This window comes from Burkholderia sp. WP9 (assembly GCF_900104795.1).
Classification (GTDB): domain Bacteria; phylum Pseudomonadota; class Gammaproteobacteria; order Burkholderiales; family Burkholderiaceae; genus Paraburkholderia.
The window spans coordinates 1731546-1748596 of sequence record NZ_FNTG01000001.1; the positions used below are offsets into that span (position 1 = coordinate 1731546).

The 17051-nt window shown below is 63.3% G+C and carries 14 protein-coding genes; 10 read left to right on the forward strand and 4 right to left on the reverse strand.

Annotated elements, in window-relative coordinates; all coding sequences use genetic code 11:
• Position 1: 1 nt before the first annotated feature.
• The 7 genes from BLW71_RS07825 (at position 2) to BLW71_RS07860 (ending at position 11132) form a co-directional block, all read left to right on the forward strand.
• Entirely contained in the window at positions 2 to 1066 is a 1065-nt protein-coding gene (locus tag BLW71_RS07825) for an amino acid--[acyl-carrier-protein] ligase (RefSeq protein WP_091794719.1), read from the forward strand.
• Positions 1063 to 2145: a DUF1839 family protein gene (locus BLW71_RS07830; RefSeq protein WP_091794722.1), complete on the forward strand. Its 1083-nt coding sequence runs from the start codon at positions 1063 to 1065 to the stop codon at positions 2143 to 2145. Before BLW71_RS07825 ends, BLW71_RS07830 begins: the two co-directional genes overlap by 4 nt.
• Before the next feature lie 40 nt (positions 2146 to 2185).
• Positions 2186 to 4822, forward strand: coding sequence for a glycosyl hydrolase 2 galactose-binding domain-containing protein (locus tag BLW71_RS07835; protein WP_091794725.1), 2637 nt, complete (start codon positions 2186 to 2188; stop codon positions 4820 to 4822).
• 630 nt (positions 4823 to 5452) lie between these two features.
• A complete protein-coding gene (locus BLW71_RS07845) occupies positions 5453 to 6187 on the forward strand; it encodes a Crp/Fnr family transcriptional regulator (protein ID WP_006048767.1) in 735 nt (244 codons plus the stop codon).
• Between the two features lie 35 nt (positions 6188 to 6222).
• Positions 6223 to 7608 (forward strand): undecaprenyl-phosphate glucose phosphotransferase, encoded by a 1386-nt coding sequence (locus BLW71_RS07850; RefSeq protein ID WP_091794731.1) that lies wholly within the window; start codon positions 6223 to 6225, stop codon positions 7606 to 7608.
• 2 nt (positions 7609 to 7610) lie between these two features.
• Positions 7611 to 8564 (forward strand): glycosyltransferase family 2 protein, encoded by a 954-nt coding sequence (locus BLW71_RS07855; protein WP_091794734.1) that lies wholly within the window; start codon positions 7611 to 7613, stop codon positions 8562 to 8564.
• Positions 8565 to 8723: 159 nt separating this feature from the next.
• A complete protein-coding gene (locus BLW71_RS07860; protein WP_091794737.1) occupies positions 8724 to 11132 on the forward strand; it encodes a polysaccharide biosynthesis tyrosine autokinase in 2409 nt (802 codons plus the stop codon).
• A gap of 352 nt (positions 11133 to 11484) precedes the next feature.
• Here BLW71_RS07860 and BLW71_RS07865 read toward each other — a convergent pair whose 3' ends face one another.
• The 3 genes from BLW71_RS07865 to BLW71_RS07875 all read right to left on the reverse strand — a co-directional run bounded on the left by BLW71_RS07865 (position 11485) and on the right by BLW71_RS07875 (position 13677).
• Positions 11485 to 11907, reverse strand: coding sequence for a helix-turn-helix domain-containing protein (locus BLW71_RS07865; RefSeq protein WP_091794739.1), 423 nt, complete (start codon positions 11905 to 11907; stop codon positions 11485 to 11487).
• Positions 11904 to 12203 carry a type II toxin-antitoxin system HigB family toxin gene (locus BLW71_RS07870; protein ID WP_091794742.1) on the reverse strand — a complete coding sequence of 100 codons (300 nt, stop codon included), beginning with the start codon at positions 12201 to 12203 and terminating at the stop codon, positions 11904 to 11906. The genes BLW71_RS07865 and BLW71_RS07870 overlap by 4 nt, the downstream gene beginning before the upstream one ends.
• Positions 12204 to 12459: 256 nt before the next feature.
• The gene (locus BLW71_RS07875; RefSeq protein ID WP_091794745.1) at positions 12460 to 13677 is read right to left on the reverse strand and encodes a glycosyltransferase family 4 protein; all 1218 of its coding nucleotides are present in this window, start codon (positions 13675 to 13677) and stop codon (positions 12460 to 12462) included.
• A 168-nt stretch (positions 13678 to 13845) separates the two neighbouring features.
• Here BLW71_RS07875 and BLW71_RS07880 point away from each other — a divergent pair, with 168 nt between their 5' ends.
• Entirely contained in the window at positions 13846 to 15174 is a 1329-nt protein-coding gene (locus BLW71_RS07880) for a glycosyltransferase family 4 protein (RefSeq protein WP_091794748.1), read from the forward strand.
• Positions 15175 to 15267: 93 nt separating this feature from the next.
• On the opposite strand, the gene rpiA is transcribed toward BLW71_RS07880, so the two are convergent.
• The gene (gene rpiA / locus BLW71_RS07885) at positions 15268 to 15963 is read right to left on the reverse strand and encodes a ribose-5-phosphate isomerase RpiA (RefSeq protein ID WP_091794751.1); all 696 of its coding nucleotides are present in this window, start codon (positions 15961 to 15963) and stop codon (positions 15268 to 15270) included.
• A 120-nt stretch (positions 15964 to 16083) separates the two neighbouring features.
• Between rpiA and BLW71_RS07890 the strand changes: the two genes are divergently transcribed.
• Positions 16084 to 16482, forward strand: a complete 399-nt coding sequence (locus tag BLW71_RS07890) for an aggregation-promoting factor C-terminal-like domain-containing protein (protein ID WP_286161946.1) — start codon at positions 16084 to 16086, stop codon at positions 16480 to 16482.
• A gap of 2 nt (positions 16483 to 16484) precedes the next feature.
• Positions 16485 to 16958, forward strand: coding sequence for a hypothetical protein (locus BLW71_RS07895; protein WP_091794757.1), 474 nt, complete (start codon positions 16485 to 16487; stop codon positions 16956 to 16958).
• The last annotated feature ends 93 nt before the right edge of the window (positions 16959 to 17051 follow it).

Here is a 17051-nt window from a genome sequence, read left to right on the forward strand (position 1 = left end):
CATGAACACGATGACCGATACCGCCGCCCTCGCCGCTGCCGCTCAGGCAGCAGAAGCGCCGGGCTTTCGCGACGAACTGCTGGCCGCGGGCCTGTTGATCGATACCGGCGAAAACGGCCTGTACGGCCGTAGTCAGATTTTCGAGGACGTGGTGGACCGTCTGAACGTGGCGATCACGCATCTGGGCGCGGACCAGCAGCCCGAAGTGCTGCGCTTTCCGCCCGCCATGCGCCGCACCGACTTCGAAGACAGCGAGTATCTGAAGAGCTTCCCGAATCTGGCCGGCACGATCCACTCGTTCTGCGGCGACGACATGGGCCACCGGCGCCTGTTGCGCGCGCTCGACGACGCCATGACCGAAAGCGACGACGACCGCAGCGACTCGTGGATGGCGCAGCAGAAACCGACCCGCGTGGTGCTCACGCCGGCCGCCTGCTATCCGATCTACCCGGTGATGGCGCGACGCGGTCCGCTGCCCGCCAGCGGCCGCACCATCGACGTGCTGTCGTATTGCTTCCGTCACGAGCCGTCGCTCGATCCCGGCCGCATGCAGATGTTCCGTCAGCGCGAATATGTGCGCCTCGGCAGCGGCGAACAGGTGATGGCATTCCGCCAGATGTGGATCGAGCGCGGCTCGCTGCTCGTGAAACTGCTGCAACTGCCGGTCGAAGTGGATCTCGCCAACGACCCGTTCTTCGGCCGCGGCGGCAAGATCGTCGCCGACAGCCAGCGCGCCCAGGCACTCAAGTTCGAACTGCTGATTCCGGTGGCCGACCCGCGCGGCAAGACCGCTTGCCTGTCGTTCAACTATCACATGGAACACTTCGGCGCGATCTGGAAGATCGAGTGCGACGACGGTACGGTTGCGCATACGGGCTGCGTCGGCTTCGGCATGGAACGCATCACGCTCGCGCTGTTCCGTCATCACGGGCTCGATGTGAACGCCTGGCCGGACGACGTGCGCGCGCTGCTGTGGGGCGATACCGAAGCACGCGTGACGCACGGCATCGCGTCCATGCAGACAGAAACAGGCGTGGCGGCGCAAGACGCCGGAGAGCGCGTATGAATCCGTCGCTGACACCCGTGCCGAACGGCGCGCACACCGCCTTCCCGCTGACCCGGCGCGTCGATCTGTCCGCCGCGGGCGGCGTTGCCGCGGCCACGCCGCCCGCGCCCGCGCCCGCCACGCGTTTGCGCGAGCATGCGCCACACGCGCTGCACCAAGGCGAGCGCGTGTGGCAAGAAACGAACTGCTACGTGGACCTGTGGATCGAACTGCTGCACGGCTTCGGGCTCGATCCGCGCGCGGCGTTCGGCTTTACCGTCACGCAGGATTTCGAAGGCGATCAGTTCACGTTCTTCAAGTTTCCGCTCGAAGACCTCGAACGGCTCTACGGCACCCAGGTGCAGGAACTGGCCATCTACGATTCGCTCGAAGCGCGCGTGCTCGCGCAGACTTCGCGCGGCCATACGGTGCTGGTGGAAGTAGACGGCTATTACCTGCCGAACACGCGCGCCACGTCGTACCGGCGCGAGCATCCGAAAACCACGGTGGGCATCGACTTCATCGATCCCGACGCGCGCCGTCTCGGCTATTTCCACAACACCGGCTATCACCTGCTCGACGGCGAGGACTACGACGGCGTGTTCCGCAAGCTGCCGCAATTCGCGCAGCAGCCCGACCTGCTGTTTCCTTACGTGGAGTTCGCCAAGCAGGCGCGGCCCGCGCTCGAAGGCACCGCATTGGCGGAAGCGTCGGCGGAATTACTGTGTGCGCACCTGGGACGCCGGCCGCTGACCAATCCGATTTCGTCATGGCGTGCCGCGTTTCCCGCGCATCTCGATACGCTGCTCGAACGCGGCGAAAAATTCTTCCACCCGTACTCGTTCAACCTGATGCGGCAGCTCGGCGCGAACTTCGAGTTCCTCTCGAAGTATCTGCTGTGGCTTTCCGCACAAGGCTTCGAGATTCCGGCATCGATTGCGGCCGCGGCGCAGAGCATCGCCTCGGAGTCGATGATCATGCAGTTCCGGCTCGTGCGGGCCATTGCGCGCGGACGCCGCGATCTGTGCGAAGACTGTTTCGACGTGCTCGAAAGCGCTTACGAAAAGACGCTGCCGCCGCTCGCCGCGCTGGTGCTGTGACGCTCCGCGCACGGCTTCGCGGACTTCTCGGGAACTCGCCGTGGACGCATTGACGATCGACCTGGTGCCTGACAATGGCGATGCGAGCGGCGTACTCGCGAACGTTCATCACGAAGCCGGCGATTCTGGCGATGCCGTTCAAACCAATGCCGCATTGGCGCGGGCATCGCAAACACTCTGGCCGCAGCGCCTCGAGATCGGCTGGGAATGTTTGAGCACGGCGGCGGGCGCATGCGCGTCGCCCGCCGATTTGCCCGCGCACGGCTGGCTCGCCGCGCAAGTGCCGGGCACCGTGGCGAGCGCGCGGCGTGCCGCAGGTCTTCTCGACCTCGCCAATCCGCCACCGCTCGCCTTCGACGATCACTGGTATCGGCTCACACTCGAAGGCACCGGCCAACGCCGCTTGCGCCTGCACGGGCTCGCCACGCTCGCCGAAGTCTGGCTCGGCGGCATCAGGCTTCTCGACTCCGATTCGATGTTCGTCGCGCACGATCTCGACATCGAACTGAACGGCAGCGCGACGCTCGCGCTGTGCTTCCGCTCTCTCGCGCCGGCATTGGCGGCAAAACGTTCGCGCGCGCGCTGGCGGCCCCGGCTCGTATCGCCGCCCACCTTGCGCAACGTGCGCACCACCCTGCTTGGCCATATGCCTGGCTGGTGTCCTTCGGTGCAGGCGGTCGGCCCATGGCGTCCCGTCGAACTCCTGAGCGACGCGCCCCACGCATTCGACACCGTGGACATAGCAAGCCGGCTCGACGGCGACGACGGCCTTGTTTCGTTGACGCTACGTTTCCTGCATCCACATCATGATGCGAACTGCCGCGCTTCACTTAAATGCGGGGATGCTGTTTCGTCTTTGCAATGGCGCGATGCATATACACTGACCGGCAGCGTGCGCGTGCCGCACGTGCAGCGCTGGTGGCCGCACACGCACGGCGAACCCACTTTATATGCGTTGTCGTTGCAACTTGATGACGGGCGCGCGATATCTCACGCGTTGGGTCTGGTCGGCTTTCGCAGCATTGAAGTGGAGCGTGGCGCGGACGGCATGGGCTTCGCATTGCGCGTAAATGACCTGCCCGTGTTCTGCCGTGGCGCATGCTGGACCAGCGCGGACCTCGTCACCCTGAGCGGTAGCGAGGCGCAATTGCGTCGCGCTTTTACGCTCGCACGCGATGCGGGCATGAACATGTTGCGCGTGGGCGGCACGATGGTGTACGAGTCCGACGCGTTTTACGCGCTTGCCGACGAATACGGCATGCTCGTCTGGCAAGACTTCACGTTGGCGAATTTCGACTACCCGAACGATGCCGCATTCAGCGCGTCGATCGAGCGCGAGGCCACCCAGTTTCTCACGCGCACACGACGCTTCGCTTCGCTCGCGGTACTGTGCGGCGGCAGCGAGGTCGACCAGCAGGCGGCCATGTTCGGCCTGCCGCCTTCAATGCGCGCGCAACCACTCTTTACCGAACAGTTGCCCGCCATCGTCGCGCGTGAGCGCTCCGACGTGCCGTATGTGAGCAACTCGCCATCGGGAGGCGTGTGGCCGTTTTCGACTAACGAGGGTGTCACTCACTACTATGGCGTGGGCGCCTATCAGCGTCCGCTCGACGACGTGCGCCGCTCGCAAGTGCGCTTTGCCGCCGAATGCCTCGCTTTCGCCAACGTACCCGACGACGCCACCTTGCGCGACGCGCTGGGCACGACCCATCTGCACGATCCGCGCTGGAAGGCCACCGTGCCGCGCGATCCCGGCGCAGGCTGGGATTTCGACGACGTGCGCGACCACTATCTGCAAACGTTGTATGGCGTCGAGCCCGCCCGCCTGCGTTACGAAGACCCCGAGCGTTATCTGGACCTGTCGCGCGCGGTGGTCGCCGAATTGATGGCAGACGTGTTCGCCGAGTGGCGACGCGCCGGCTCGTCATGCGGCGGCGCGCTCGTCTGGCAGCTTCAGGATTTGCGACCCGGCGCAGGCTGGGGCTTGATCGATGCCACAGGACGGCCTAAAAGCGCCCTGCACGGCCTTGCCGGAACGCTGCAACCCATTCAGGTGGTGATCACCGACGAGGGCCTCAACGGCCTCGACATTCATCTGCTCAATGAGCGCGCGCAGCCTTTGCACGCGCAACTCGATCTGCTGTGTCTGCGCGACGGCAGCGTCAAGGTCGCCTCCGCAAGCTGCGCTATCGAACTGGCGCCGCATAGCGCACAGCGTCTGAGCGCGGCCGCGTGCCTCGGTCAGTTCTTCGATTTCACGCACGCGTACCGCTTCGGCCCGCGCGCGCACGACGTGACGATCGCCACGCTGCGCGACAAGGCAAGCGGCCGGATCGTCTCGGAAGCGTTTCATCTGCCGGAGCGGCGCATTGGCGAACGGCATGACCTGGGCTTGACGGTCGCCGCGGAGCGTAACGGCGACGGCTGGCAGCTCGTGATCGAAACAAGGCGTTTTGCGCGCTTCCTTCATATCGTTGATACACACTACCGTGCCGCGCACGACTGGTTCCATCTGCCACCGAACCGCCGTTGCGTCGTGCCGCTCATCCCGCTCACACCGCCGGACGGTTTGGTTGCACACGCATCGAATGCCGTGTTTAAAGCTGATGCAACATATGCGGCGCCCGCCGGAGAAGTTCGCGCGGTCAATGCGATATCCGCCACGTTCTACGGCTGAACGTCTCCCTGATCTAGCCACCCCTTCGCGAAGCGCGTAAAACCTCGCGCTGCGCGGATCCATCTGTCTGGTCTGCGGAATCACTGTTGGTTTTTCTCAGACTTTTGCGTCGCCAAAAACCTCATCGGTACGCCACCGCACGCAGCGTGTCGAACACATCTGAATCAAATCCGGCACATCCCGGACGCCGTATCAAAACGCATCCTGATGGGCTGATTCAACCGTGAGACACCCGGCACCAGGCCCCTACCAGCACCCGCCAGGCCAATCCCAGCAAGGCGTTGATCCGAATCGACAGACCCCGCGAAGCGGCCTCGGAGCGCGAGGCCGTTGTACAGATTTGAAACAAAAAGGCGCGTTTGGCTTCGCACGCCGCTAAGACTTGGTACGTTACCCCGCACCAGTCCTCGTTTCTCCTACCGCTGGCACGCTCCTCGCTAATAGAAGAGCGCAACACAGCGTCACCGCAGATGAGATCGACAACAACGGCGGCGTGCATCAGGCCAATACGGGGCCGGTCCTGTTCATCCTTCGCTGCTCGCCAGGCAGCAAGTCGTCTAACAAGGGATGCAGGCATCGGATCAAAAACAGAAAGTCACGCAGAGCGCGACTTTCACGCGAGGACCGATCATGTTGACACTTCAATCCGATTTGCACGGTAACCATTTGCTCGGCGCATTGCCGTCCCACGAATGGCAGGCCCTGGCTCCTCATCTCGAACTGGTTCACCTGCGCACCGAGCAATTGCTGTGTGACTCCGGTCAACGCATTCATCACGTCTACTTCCCGACCACTGCGATCATCTCGATGCTCTCGACGATGGAAGACGGCAGTTCGGTCGAAATCGCCGCGGTGGGCCGCGAAGGCATGACGGGCGTGCCGGTGCTCACGGGTGGCGAGACCATGCCGAATCGCGTACAGGTTCAATGCGCCGGCTTCGCGTACCGGATGAGCGCACAGGCGCTCAAGCAACAATTCGCCCGCTCCGACTTTCTGCGCCGCCTGATGCTGCTGTATATGCACGCGCTGCTCACGCAAGTCGCGCAAACGGCCGCCTGCAACCGCCACCACGCGCTGAACAAGCAACTGTGCCGCTGGTTGCTGATCGAGGTGGACCGTGTCGCGTCGAATGATCTGACCGTGACCCAGCAACTGATCGCCGACATGCTCGGCGTGCGCCGCGAAGGCATTACCGAAGCGGCCGGCAAGTTGCACGACGAAGGCCTGATTCACCATAGCCGCGGCCACATCAAGGTGCTCGACCGTAAAGGACTCGAAGCACGCGCCTGCGAATGCTATGGCCTCGTCAAGCGCGAATTCGACCGCCTTCTACCCCGTCTGCGCCAGGCTGAAACTGTCGAGTAAGCGCTGGTTCGTCCGACTAATGGGTAGAGTCAAACATGTTCAGGAATACTGCGCGATTCCTCGACGCACTCTTCGTGATTGCGGGGGGCCTGCTCGCTCACTGGATGCGGTTCTCGACGCCGAGCGCGGTGTCGGACACCGAGCGTCTTCTGATCGCCTTCAACTGCGTGCTGGTTCTGCTGCTGTTTCCCGGCTTCGGGGTTTATGAAACCTGGCGCGGCAAACCTTTGTCCTCCATGCTGGCAAGAGTTGCCGCCGCATGGATAGTGGTGGTCGCCACCGCGCTGATCCTCGCGTTCACGCTGCATCGTATGGATGCCGTGTCGCGTTTGTGGTTCGGCTACTCCACGCTGATTTCCGGCGCGCTGATCATCGCGGCCAAGTGCCTCGTGCATGTGGCATTACGCTTCGTGCGCAGCCGCGGGATGAATTACCGCACCGTCGCGATAGTCGGCGCACCCGGCTTCGCACGCACGCTGCTCGCCCATCTCGAACATGCACCGCAAGCCGGCTTCAAACCGGTCTGCCTGTTCGACACCAGCCTCGAAGCGGCCGGGAACTACGGTGCGCGTCCGCACCGTCTGCCGGTACTGACCGATCTGAACGCGTTCGCCGCCAAGGTGCGCGAAGAACACGTCAACGAAGTGTGGCTCGCGTTGCCGCTTTCCGAAGAACACACGATTTACCGGTTCACGCGCACGTTCCGGCATGACTTCGTGAATCTGCGCTTCATTCCCGATGTGCGCAGCCTCTCGCTTTTCAATCACGCGCTGGTCGATGTCGTCGGTTTACCGACGCTCAACCTGAGCGCGACGCCCTTCTCGCCGCCGCAGATGTGGCCCAAGCTGATCTTCGACCGCCTGTTCGCGGCAGCCGCGCTGTTCGCGCTCGCGCCGGTGTTCGTGGTGCTCGCGATCGGCATCAAGCTCGGCTCGCCTGGGCCGGTGTTCTTTCGCCAGATTCGCAAAGGCGTGGACGGTCAGCCGTTCGCGATCTACAAGTTCCGTTCGATGACCGTGCATCACGAAGCGCAGGGCCAACTCACCCAGGCCTCGCGCAACGACGCGCGCATCACGAAGCTCGGTGGCTTCATGCGCCGCACGAGCCTCGACGAACTGCCGCAGTTTCTCAACGTGCTGCTCGGCCAGATGTCGGTGGTCGGCCCGCGTCCGCATGCGGTCGAACACGACGATCTCTACAAGGATCAGGTGTACGGCTACATGTACCGCTACCGGATCAAGCCCGGCATTACCGGCTGGGCGCAGGTCAACGGCTATCGCGGTGCCACCAGCAAGGTGGAAAAAATGGAAGCGCGCGTCAAGTTCGATCTCTTCTACATCTATAACTGGTCGTTCTGGTTCGACATGAAGATCGTGTTCATTACGATCTTCAAGGGCTTTGTCGGCCGCAACGCATTCTGATCATGCCAATACGGGAACCGTTCGTGAAAGTCTCCGTGATCGTGCCGACCTACCGGCGCACCGCCGACCTGGCGCGCTGCCTCGCGGCACTCGACACGCAGGAGCGCCGCGCCGACGAGGTGATCGTGATCGCCCGTCACGACGATTACGCCACGCTTGACTGGCTACGCACCCGCGAGGCCAACCGGCCCGATCCGCGCCGCTCGGTCGTACTGGTGCGCAAGCCCGGCGTGGTCGCCGCATACAACCTCGGCATCGAGAGCGCGAGCGGCAACGTGCTCTGCTTCACCGACGACGACGCCGCGCCGCATTCCGACTGGGTCGCGCGGATCGCGCGCGCCTTCGAACGCGATGCGACGCTCGGCGGCCTGGGCGGGCGCGACATCGTGCATGAACGCCACGGCATCCTGCAGGGGCAGAAGCCGCGCGTGGGCCTCGTGCGCTGGTATGGGCGGACCATCGGCAATCACCATATCGGCCACGGCAAGGCGCGCGAAGTGCAGGTGCTCAAAGGCGTGAACATGTCGTTTCGCCGCGAGGCGATCGGCGCGTTGCGCTTCGACGGCCGCTTGCGCGGCACCGGCGCACAGGTTCACTGCGAGATGGCCTTCAGTCTCGACATAGAGCGGCGCGGCTGGAAACTGATCTACGACCCGGCGCTCCTGGTAGAGCACTTCCCGGCGCAGCGCAGCGACGAAGACCAGCGTTTCACCTTCAACGACGCGGCGTTCTATAACGCGTCGTTCAATCTCCGACTCATCATGTGCGAATACCTGACGCCGCCTGGCCGATGGGCGTTCGTCGCTTACTCGACGCTGATCGGCGATCGCGCGGACCCGGGGTTTCTGCGCGCATTGTCACTGGCATTCGAGCGCGGAGGCGTAGCGCTTGCGCTGCGCAAATGGCGAGTCGGCCTACGCGCAATGCGCGGGGCATGGCAGGAAGCGATGCGCTGACGCTCAACGCAACTGATCGACGCAACTGATCGACGCACCGGTTTCTCGCGGGGGGGACCACAACATGACTATCAGAACGATGGCCGTCGGGCTCTCGGCAGCATCGCTTTTCCACACACCACAGTTGTTCAGAACAATCGCTCGCAACGGGGTATCACTATGAGTACATACGACATGCTGGAACCGGGACCGGCGTCCAGCAGCGACGAAGACGCCGTGATGCGCGACCTCTTGCGCATGGTCATGGATCAGATCTGGTGGGTGATCGGCATTGCCGCGAGCGTGATTCTCGCCGCCGTGCTCTACACGAAGGTCGCCACGCCGATCTATTCCGCCGACGCGCTGCTCCAGGTCGACGCGCAAAGCAACAACAACGGCAGCACGCAGTCGCAGAATTCGCCGACGCTCACGCCGTCGGTCGGACCGATGCGCACCGACGCGGAAATCGAAATCATCAAGAGTCGCGCGGTGGTCGAGCCGGTGGTCGAACAGTTCAAGCTGAACTTCACCACGTCAGAAAAGACCATGCCGGTGCTCGGCAAGATCTCGGCGCTGTTCGCGCGGCCGGGCCATCCGCTCGGCGCGGCGTTCGGCCTGGATTCGTATGCGTGGGGCGGCGAGCAATTCGAGGTCCAGTCGATCGCCGTGCCGAAGTCGCTCGAAGGCGCGCGCCTCACGCTGCGCGTGCTCGAATACGGCCGCTATGAACTGACCGATGCGCTCGGCCAACAGATCCTCACCGGCGTCGCCGGCCAGGAAGCCGAAGGCGGCGGCGTCACGCTGTTCGTGAAGACGCTGGTGGCGCGTCCGGGCACCGAGTTCTACGTGACGCGCTACAACCAGCTCGACGCGGTCACCGGCTTGGCCGCCGGTTTGCAGGTCACGGAGAAAGGCCGCGACACCGGCGTCGTGCAACTGTCGTACACGGGCACCGACCCGCACGCGATCACCGACATCGCCAATGCGGTGGCCCACTCGTATCTGAAGCAACGCACCGAACGCGCGCAGGAAGAAGCGAGCCGCATGCTGACCTTCCTGAACGGCGAATTGCCGCGCCTGCGCGAAGAAGTGAAGCGGACGGAAACCGCGTTGTCGGAGTATCAGTCGAAAGTCGGCTCGTTTTCGTTCCAGCCCACTCAGGAAGCCGGTGTGTACCTCGCCGGTGGCCTCGACTACGACAAGCAGCTCGGCACGTTGCGCATTCAGCGCGCGCAACTGTTGCAGCGTTTCACCGAAGCGTCCCAGGAGGTGCAGCAGGTCGACGCGCAAATCGCCGCGATGACGCGCGAGAAGAAAAACTTCGAGGATCACTTCGCCTCCTTGCCGAGTTCCGAGCGCAACGCCATCGCCTTGCAGCGCGACGCGAAAGTGGCCGGAGAAATCTATGTGACGCTGCTGAACAAAACACAGGAGCTTTCGATTTCGCGCGCCGGCACGATCGGCAACGTGCATATCATCGACGAAGCTTTGCTGCCGTCCCAGCCGGTGCGGCCGAAGTCGGCGCTGATCATTTCGGCCGGCACGGTGCTCGGCGTGATCGGCGGGATTCTGTTCGCGTTCTGCCGCCGTACGTTCTTTACCGGCGTGTCCGACCCCGAGTTCGTCGAACGGCGCTTTCATCTGCCGATTTTCGGCTCGATCGCCTTCAGTCCGGAACAGGCGCGCAGCGACCGGCAATTGAGCGCGATGCGCCGCGCCGCCCTGCCCGGACCACGCTCCACGCCGACCGAAGTACGCGCGGTCGCGCACGAGCCGTCCGGCGTCATGCGCCTGCTGCGCTCGCGTTCGGCGGCCGACAGTCAAGCCCAGGTGGCGGTGGGCACGCAGACCGTCATCGGTTCGGGCAAGACGCCGATACGGCCGCTGCTGGTCAAGACGCATCCGTACGACACGACGGTGGAAGGCTTGCGCGGGCTGCGCGCCACGCTGCAATTCGGCCTGCTCGACGCGCCCAACCGGATCGTCGCGATCACGAGCCCGGCGCCCTCGGACGGCAAGAGCTTCCTGTGCGCGAACCTCGCCGCGCTGATGGCGGAATCGGGCAAGCGCGTGTTGCTGATCGACGCTGATCTGCGACGCGGCCGGCTCGCCCACTATCTTGGCCGCTCGCCTAACGGCGGCCTGACCGAACTGCTGACCGGCCAGGCGGATCTGGAAGCCGTGGCGCGCGCGACCGGCGTGGATGGCCTGCACTTCATCGGGTCGGGCGCTTATCCGCCGAATCCGTCGGAGATTCTGACCTCGCCGCGTTTCAGCGAAATTCTCGCGCGCTTCGAGCAGGAGTTCGATCTGGTCATTGTGGATACGCCGCCGCTGCTGGCGGTGGCCGACGCCGCGGTGGTCGCCCACATCGCCGGGTCCACGGTGCTGGTGATGCGCTCGGGCGCGCACACCGAGGGCCACGTGGCCGATGCGCTGAAGAAACTGCGGCGCGCGCGTGCGCGGGTGGTGGGCGGCGTGATGAATGCCGTGCCGCTCAAGAGTCACAATCGCAACGGCACGTACGACTATGCCTATGCGTACACCTACTCTGCCGGTGACCCGCCTGACATTCATGCGCCGAGCTGAAGCGCGTTGAGGGTTGGGCGCTGGACAAAGAAAGGGCTGCGCCGCATGAAGGCGCAGCCCTTTTGTATTTGCACGGGGTATTCAGACCAAGACGACGCGCGAGCTCAGAACGCGCTGCTCGCGTGTGCCTATCCTTGCGTGTGGATCGAGGATGCGGGCGCGCACGCGCTTCTTACGCGAAGGTGCTTCGCATGCTTCGCGTGATCAAAACAGGAACAGCGCCAATGCGCCGAGCACCGACACCGGCGGTTAACAATGCCGCCGGTGCGACGTGGACAGGCTGAGGTGAATGGACGAGAAAAAGCTTGCCGGCCGGCACAGCGCACAGCACGACGCCGACGCTGCGCGGCGTTTACAGGAACGCGCTGACGTCGGTATGAAAACGCACGGCCAGCGCCTTGGCCACCTTCTTGCTGATGGCGCGGCGGCCCGCGAGGATATCGCTCACCACGGTAGGCGACGCGATACCTATCAGGTCCTTCTGCCTCAAGCCATGCGTTTCCAGCAAATGACGCAACACCTCGCGCGGCTCCGCTTTGGGAATCGTCACGTTGTGCGCTTCCCAGTTTTCGATCAGATCGGTCATGATCGCGAACAGATCGGACAGCGGATCTTCCTCGTTGCCATTCAGATGATCGGCAAGCGAGTTGGCGAGCCGCACCATGGTCTGGTAGTCCTGCTCGTTACGAATGGGTGTGATCGGCAACTGGGTTCGCAGTGCCGCCCAGGTTTGAGCGATGTCGGGAAAGGCTCCCGGAAGGCGATCGGCATTCATGAGTTTAGATTCTTCCTCGTCCAATGGTCGTACTCCGCATGCGTCATGACATGACGAACGAATAACGACTGCCTGTTGTAGTGAATCGCCGCAACGATCCGGAACCGGTTGCCGCCTACATCGAAAACGGTGTATTGAGGCGGCACGTAGTCCACGCGGGCGAACGTCTGCTTCAGGTCGTTATAGCCATACGCGAGGCATGCCTGCGCCAGTGAATACCACGTCAATAGCGCACTGCGCGCGCCCGGATGTCTCTTTATGAAGTCCAGCAACGCTTTCTTTGAAATGACCCGCATCGGATTTCCTCGCACGTTTTCGCGCGCTGAACATGCGCGCTTCACCTGCAAGGCTAAACGGAGCGAATCGACACCGATAGCCGGCCGGACGGCATAGTCCGAACGGCTATTTACAGCTCACTGTGGTACCACGAACAGCATTTTATTCGCATACCGCGAAGTTCGCAATATGCGAATAAAGAGACAGCCCGGCGCTTCTCCGGGCCGTTCCCCCAACCCATACCGGCCCCAGCTGACAAGCTCACGTTCGAGCCCGTCAGCGGCCCCAACTGCTTTTCGGCGCCGGTTCGGCGGGCCACCGGATCTCCTGGGTGGCCAGATCGGGTTCGGCCCGCTCGACCATCCCGACGCGATGGCGCAGCCCCGCCGCCGCGATCGTGCGCGTCACTTCCGCCATGAACGCGCGCCGGAAAACCGCCGCCGAAAAACGCTCCGCGTTCGCGCGGCACGCCGCCGGCGTGATCTGCTCGCACTGACGCTCGAAGCGGGCGATCGCGTCGAGCATCGACACCACGGTCTGGCGCGCGAAATACACGCCGGTGGGATGCGCCTCGCCGATCGGCACCACGGTTTCGAGCGCGCCGCCTTTGCCGAATGCAATGACCGGCGTGCCGCAGGCCTGCGCTTCGAGCGCGACGATGCCGAAATCCTCTTCCGCGGCGAATACAAAGGCTCGCGCGCGTTGCAGATGATCCTTCAGGACCTCGAACGGCTGATAGCCGAGGATCGTCACATTCGAACGCGCCTTGGCGCGAATCGCCGCCATCTCCGGCCCGTCGCCGATCACGATCAGCTTGCGGTGCGGCGTGGCGTTGAACGTCTCGACAATCAGATCGATGCGCTTGTAAGGCACCATCCGTGAAGCGGTCAGATAAAAGTCTTCCTTGCGCGTGCACAGCTCGAATTCGTGTACGTCGACGGGCGGTGGAATCACGGCCGCATCGCGCCGATAAGTCTTCATCATGCGGCGCGCCACGAACTGCGAGTTGGCGATCAAACGGTCCACGCCGTTGGCCGAGTGCGAATCCCAGCCGCGCAGGTAATGGAGCAGCGCGCGCGCGGCCCACGACTTCAGTCCATGCGTCAGATTCGCTTCGCGTAGGTACTGATGCTGCAGATCCCACGCGTAGCGCATCGGTGAATGCACGTAGCTCACATGCGTCTGATCCGGGCCGACCAGCACGCCCTTGGCGACCGCATAGGAACTCGTAATGATCAGATCGTAGCCGGACAGATCGAATTGTTCGACGGCAAGCGGCATCAGCGGCAAATAGGTGCGATAGTGGCGTCGTGCGAACGGCAAATGCTGAATGAATGAAGTCGTCACGGGCTTGCCGCCCAAAGGTCTACGGTCTTTAAGGAAATCGACAAGACTGAAAAGATCCGCGTCGGGAAAGCACTCGATGATCTGCTCAAGCACCTTCTCCGCCCCGCCCGGCGCGACCAGCCAGTCGTGCACGATCGCCACTTTCATGATCACCCCGTTTTTTAATTAATGCCTCTTGGGCCTGGTAACGAGTGTATGTGGCGCATCGTTAGCTGTGCGTGCGCGTGCCCACATTCGGCGCGCGACTGTAGACGAATAATCAAGCATCGCCATTCGCCTATTGCGAACCTGCGCGTTCCATTACTTCGCCTTCCTATGCGCCCGACCATCGACGCCACGCCTCTCGCCCCTCTTGCTCCACGCTCCCCGCTTGCGCATTCCTTGCCGCGGGTTCAGCCCGCGCTGATCGATCCTGCTGGCGCGTCCGCACCTGCGTCCGCATCTGCATCTGCACCTGCCTCGCCGACGGCAATTGGCGCAACGCCCGCGATACCGCGCGTGCTGTTCGTCGATCAGAGCGGCCAGCTCGGCGGCGCTGAATTCGCGCTGCTGCAACTGGCGCACCATTGCGCTGCGCGCAGCGAAGTCGTGCTGCTTTCCGATGGTCCGTTTCGCGCGCGCCTCGAAACACTCGGCGTGCGCGTCCAGGTGATCAACGACGCGCGGGTTTCGAACGTCGAGCGGCAAGCGTCCGTGTTGAGCTGTCTGCGCGTCGTGCCCGGCATCCTGCGTCAGGTGCGTGCGATCGCAACGCGCGCACGACAGTTCGACGTGCTGTTTCTCAACACGCAAAAAGCGCTGGTGCTCGGCGCGCTCGGCAAACCGCTGCATCGCAAACCGGTGATCTGGTATCAGCACGACATTCTCACGCGCGAGCATTTCGGGCGCGTACAGTTGAGTGTCGTCAAATGGCTCGTGCGGATCGCGGTCGATCACGTGGTGGTGAATTCGCAGGCGTCGGCGCGCTCGCTCGCGGCGTTGACTGGTATCGCGGCCGGCTCGGCGCCGGTCGTCTACAACGGCATCGACGCCGCCGCGTTCAGCCGGGTGAACGGCAGCGACATGGCCGCATTGCGGCGGCGTCTCGGCCTGCCGGAAGAGGCATGGATAGCGGGCCTGTTCGGCCGCCTCGCACCGTGGAAAGGCCAGCATATCGCGCTCGACGCGCTCGCGCGCCTGCCGGACGCGCATCTCGTGCTGGTGGGCGCACCGCTGTTCGGCGAGGAAGCCTACGCGCAGCGCCTGCGCGAGCAGGCCGCGGCGCTCGGCGTGACGGATCGCGTGCACTTTGCGGGCTTTCAGGACGACGTGCCCGCGTGGATGAAAGCGATGGACGTGATCCTGCACACATCCACCGAACCCGAGCCGTTCGGGCGGGTGGTCGTCGAAGGGATGGCGGCGGGACGCCCGGTGATCGCCTCGGCGGCCGGGGGCGTGACCGAGATCGTGCGGCACGGGCGCAATGGCTGGCTGGTGAAACCGGGCGACGCCACCGCGTTGGCTGACGCGATCGGCGCGTTGCGCGCCGATCCGGCCTTGGCGCAGCGCCTTGCACAACAGGCGCTGACCGATGCACAAACGGAATTTTCAGTGGAGCAGTATTTGCAGCGGATGACGCAAGAAATCAGGCAAGCCGCACGCTAACGCTTGTGGTTGCGAACTCCATGCCCGACGCCGACGCGAGCCGCTTGACCCAGGCTCGCGCGCGGCGCTCACGCGGTGCTCAGGCAGCGTTGCTCAACCCTTGCTGTACTGAATCGTCTCGACGCCGGTATCCGTGCCGAGCATGCACAAATCCGCGCCACGGGTGGCGAACAGGCCCACCGTCACCACGCCCGGCCATGCGTTGATATGGGTTTCCAGCGTGCGCGGGTCGCTGATGCGCAAACCCTTGACGTCGATGATTTCATTGCCGTTGTCGGTAATGAACGGCACGCCTTCTTTCGTGACGCGCACCACGGGCACGCCGCCAAGCGCCGTGACGCGGCGGCCGATCGCGGTACGCGCCATCGGCACCACTTCGATCGGCAGCGGGAAATTGCCGAGCGTCTCGACCAGCTTGCTCGCGTCCGCGATGCACACGAACACGTCCGACACCGACGCGACGATCTTCTCGCGCGTCAGCGCGCCGCCGCCGCCCTTGATCATCGCGCCGCTGTGGTCGATCTCGTCGGCGCCGTCCACATACACCGGCAGCGAATCGATTTCGTTGAGGTCGAGCACCTTGAAGCCGTGCGATTGCAGCCGCGCGGTGGTGGCGAGCGAACTCGACACCGCGCCGCGATAGCGCGTCTTGTCGGCGGCCAGCGCGTCGATGAAACAGTTCGCGGTCGAGCCGGTGCCGACGCCGATCACCGAGCCTTCGGGCACGTTGGCGTTCACGTAGTCGGCGGCGGCCTGGCCGACCAGTTGCTTGAGTTCGTCTTGAGTCATGGGAGAGGCAGGCGAGCAGTAAAAAACGCTAGTTTACCGGAGTGGCGCGCGAGCGCCCGTCGGGAATACTTCTTCGGCGGGGGCTGCCGCATTGCGTCCAGCCGGTGGAACCGAGTGGATATGGCAAGTCGACCGCATGAGCAGCATGCACAAAATCATCGCGAGACAAAACACAAGAAAAAAGGTTGGGTAGCGAAAGACCCGACAACTTTGCCAGTTTCGTCGCAAAATGCCCTACGGTCGGCTATGTCGCTAGAGGGGGTGCCACTGACGGATTTTAGCGATCTCCTTTGGATCATGGCGCAGGAGTCGGACGGCGTTGTCAATGCACGCAATACTGATTCAACCGCGCGAGGCCTGCTTCAACTGCTACGCCCGCAGTACAGCTTGAATCCAAACGGTGAAAAATCGTTCGGCAACGCCATCGAAGAGCGCCAGGGCGGAATTCACTACATCTTCGGCCGATATCACACGGCGCAGATGGCCAGGAAGTTCTGGGAAAAACATCACTGGTATTGAAAATGAAAAAGCTATTTTTTGCGTTTCTTGCGTTGTTGGCTTTCTCTATCGGGCAGTCCTACGCTGATGAAGCGGCGCCCCAATTTAACGATTTTCCAGCCACAGACCTATTTAATGGCAAACCGTCGAAAGTCAGAATTATCTCTTCCCGAGATAGAAAATTCGCCGCTCGACTACGCGAGTTAAGTGGCCAGCGTCCGAATTTTGCGGGGCACTATACGCTCGCCAGTTGGGGATGCGGCGCGTCCTGCATTCAGACGGTCGCAATTGATGCGAAGACAGGAAAGGTGGTGTGGCTTCCCTTTACCGTGTGTTGCTGGGACAGCGATATAAGCGAACCGATCGAGTTCAAACGCGACAGCAGCCTGATCATCGTCCACGGAAGCCGGAATGAGGCAGGCGCCGGTGTGTACTATTACCGCCTGGACAGGGCCGGATTCACGCTGGTAAAGGCCGTTGAAAAAGTTGCGTCGTAATCGAACGGGACAGGGCGGCCGGGAAAACGAAGCACTGACGAAACCGCGCGTGTTTGCGGCACTCGAGCCAGCACACGCGCGTCGTAACCCGGC

Coding starts and splice junctions, on each gene's coding strand:
- BLW71_RS07850 (WP_091794731.1), top strand. CDS start 6,223: ATGTTCAGGAATACTGCGCGATTCCTCGACGCACTCTTCGTGATTGCG.
- BLW71_RS07825 (WP_091794719.1), top strand. CDS start 2: ATGAACACGATGACCGATACCGCCGCCCTCGCCGCTGCCGCTCAGGCA.
- BLW71_RS07830 (WP_091794722.1), top strand. CDS start 1,063: ATGAATCCGTCGCTGACACCCGTGCCGAACGGCGCGCACACCGCCTTC.
- rpiA (WP_091794751.1), bottom strand. CDS start 15,963: ATGACTCAAGACGAACTCAAGCAACTGGTCGGCCAGGCCGCCGCCGAC.
- BLW71_RS07865 (WP_091794739.1), bottom strand. CDS start 11,907: ATGAATGCCGATCGCCTTCCGGGAGCCTTTCCCGACATCGCTCAAACC.
- BLW71_RS07880 (WP_091794748.1), top strand. CDS start 13,846: ATGCGCCCGACCATCGACGCCACGCCTCTCGCCCCTCTTGCTCCACGC.
- BLW71_RS07845 (WP_006048767.1), top strand. CDS start 5,453: ATGTTGACACTTCAATCCGATTTGCACGGTAACCATTTGCTCGGCGCA.
- BLW71_RS07890 (WP_286161946.1), top strand. CDS start 16,084: ATGGCAAGTCGACCGCATGAGCAGCATGCACAAAATCATCGCGAGACA.
- BLW71_RS07855 (WP_091794734.1), top strand. CDS start 7,611: ATGCCAATACGGGAACCGTTCGTGAAAGTCTCCGTGATCGTGCCGACC.
- BLW71_RS07860 (WP_091794737.1), top strand. CDS start 8,724: ATGAGTACATACGACATGCTGGAACCGGGACCGGCGTCCAGCAGCGAC.
- BLW71_RS07875 (WP_091794745.1), bottom strand. CDS start 13,677: ATGAAAGTGGCGATCGTGCACGACTGGCTGGTCGCGCCGGGCGGGGCG.
- BLW71_RS07895 (WP_091794757.1), top strand. CDS start 16,485: ATGAAAAAGCTATTTTTTGCGTTTCTTGCGTTGTTGGCTTTCTCTATC.
- BLW71_RS07870 (WP_091794742.1), bottom strand. CDS start 12,203: ATGCGGGTCATTTCAAAGAAAGCGTTGCTGGACTTCATAAAGAGACAT.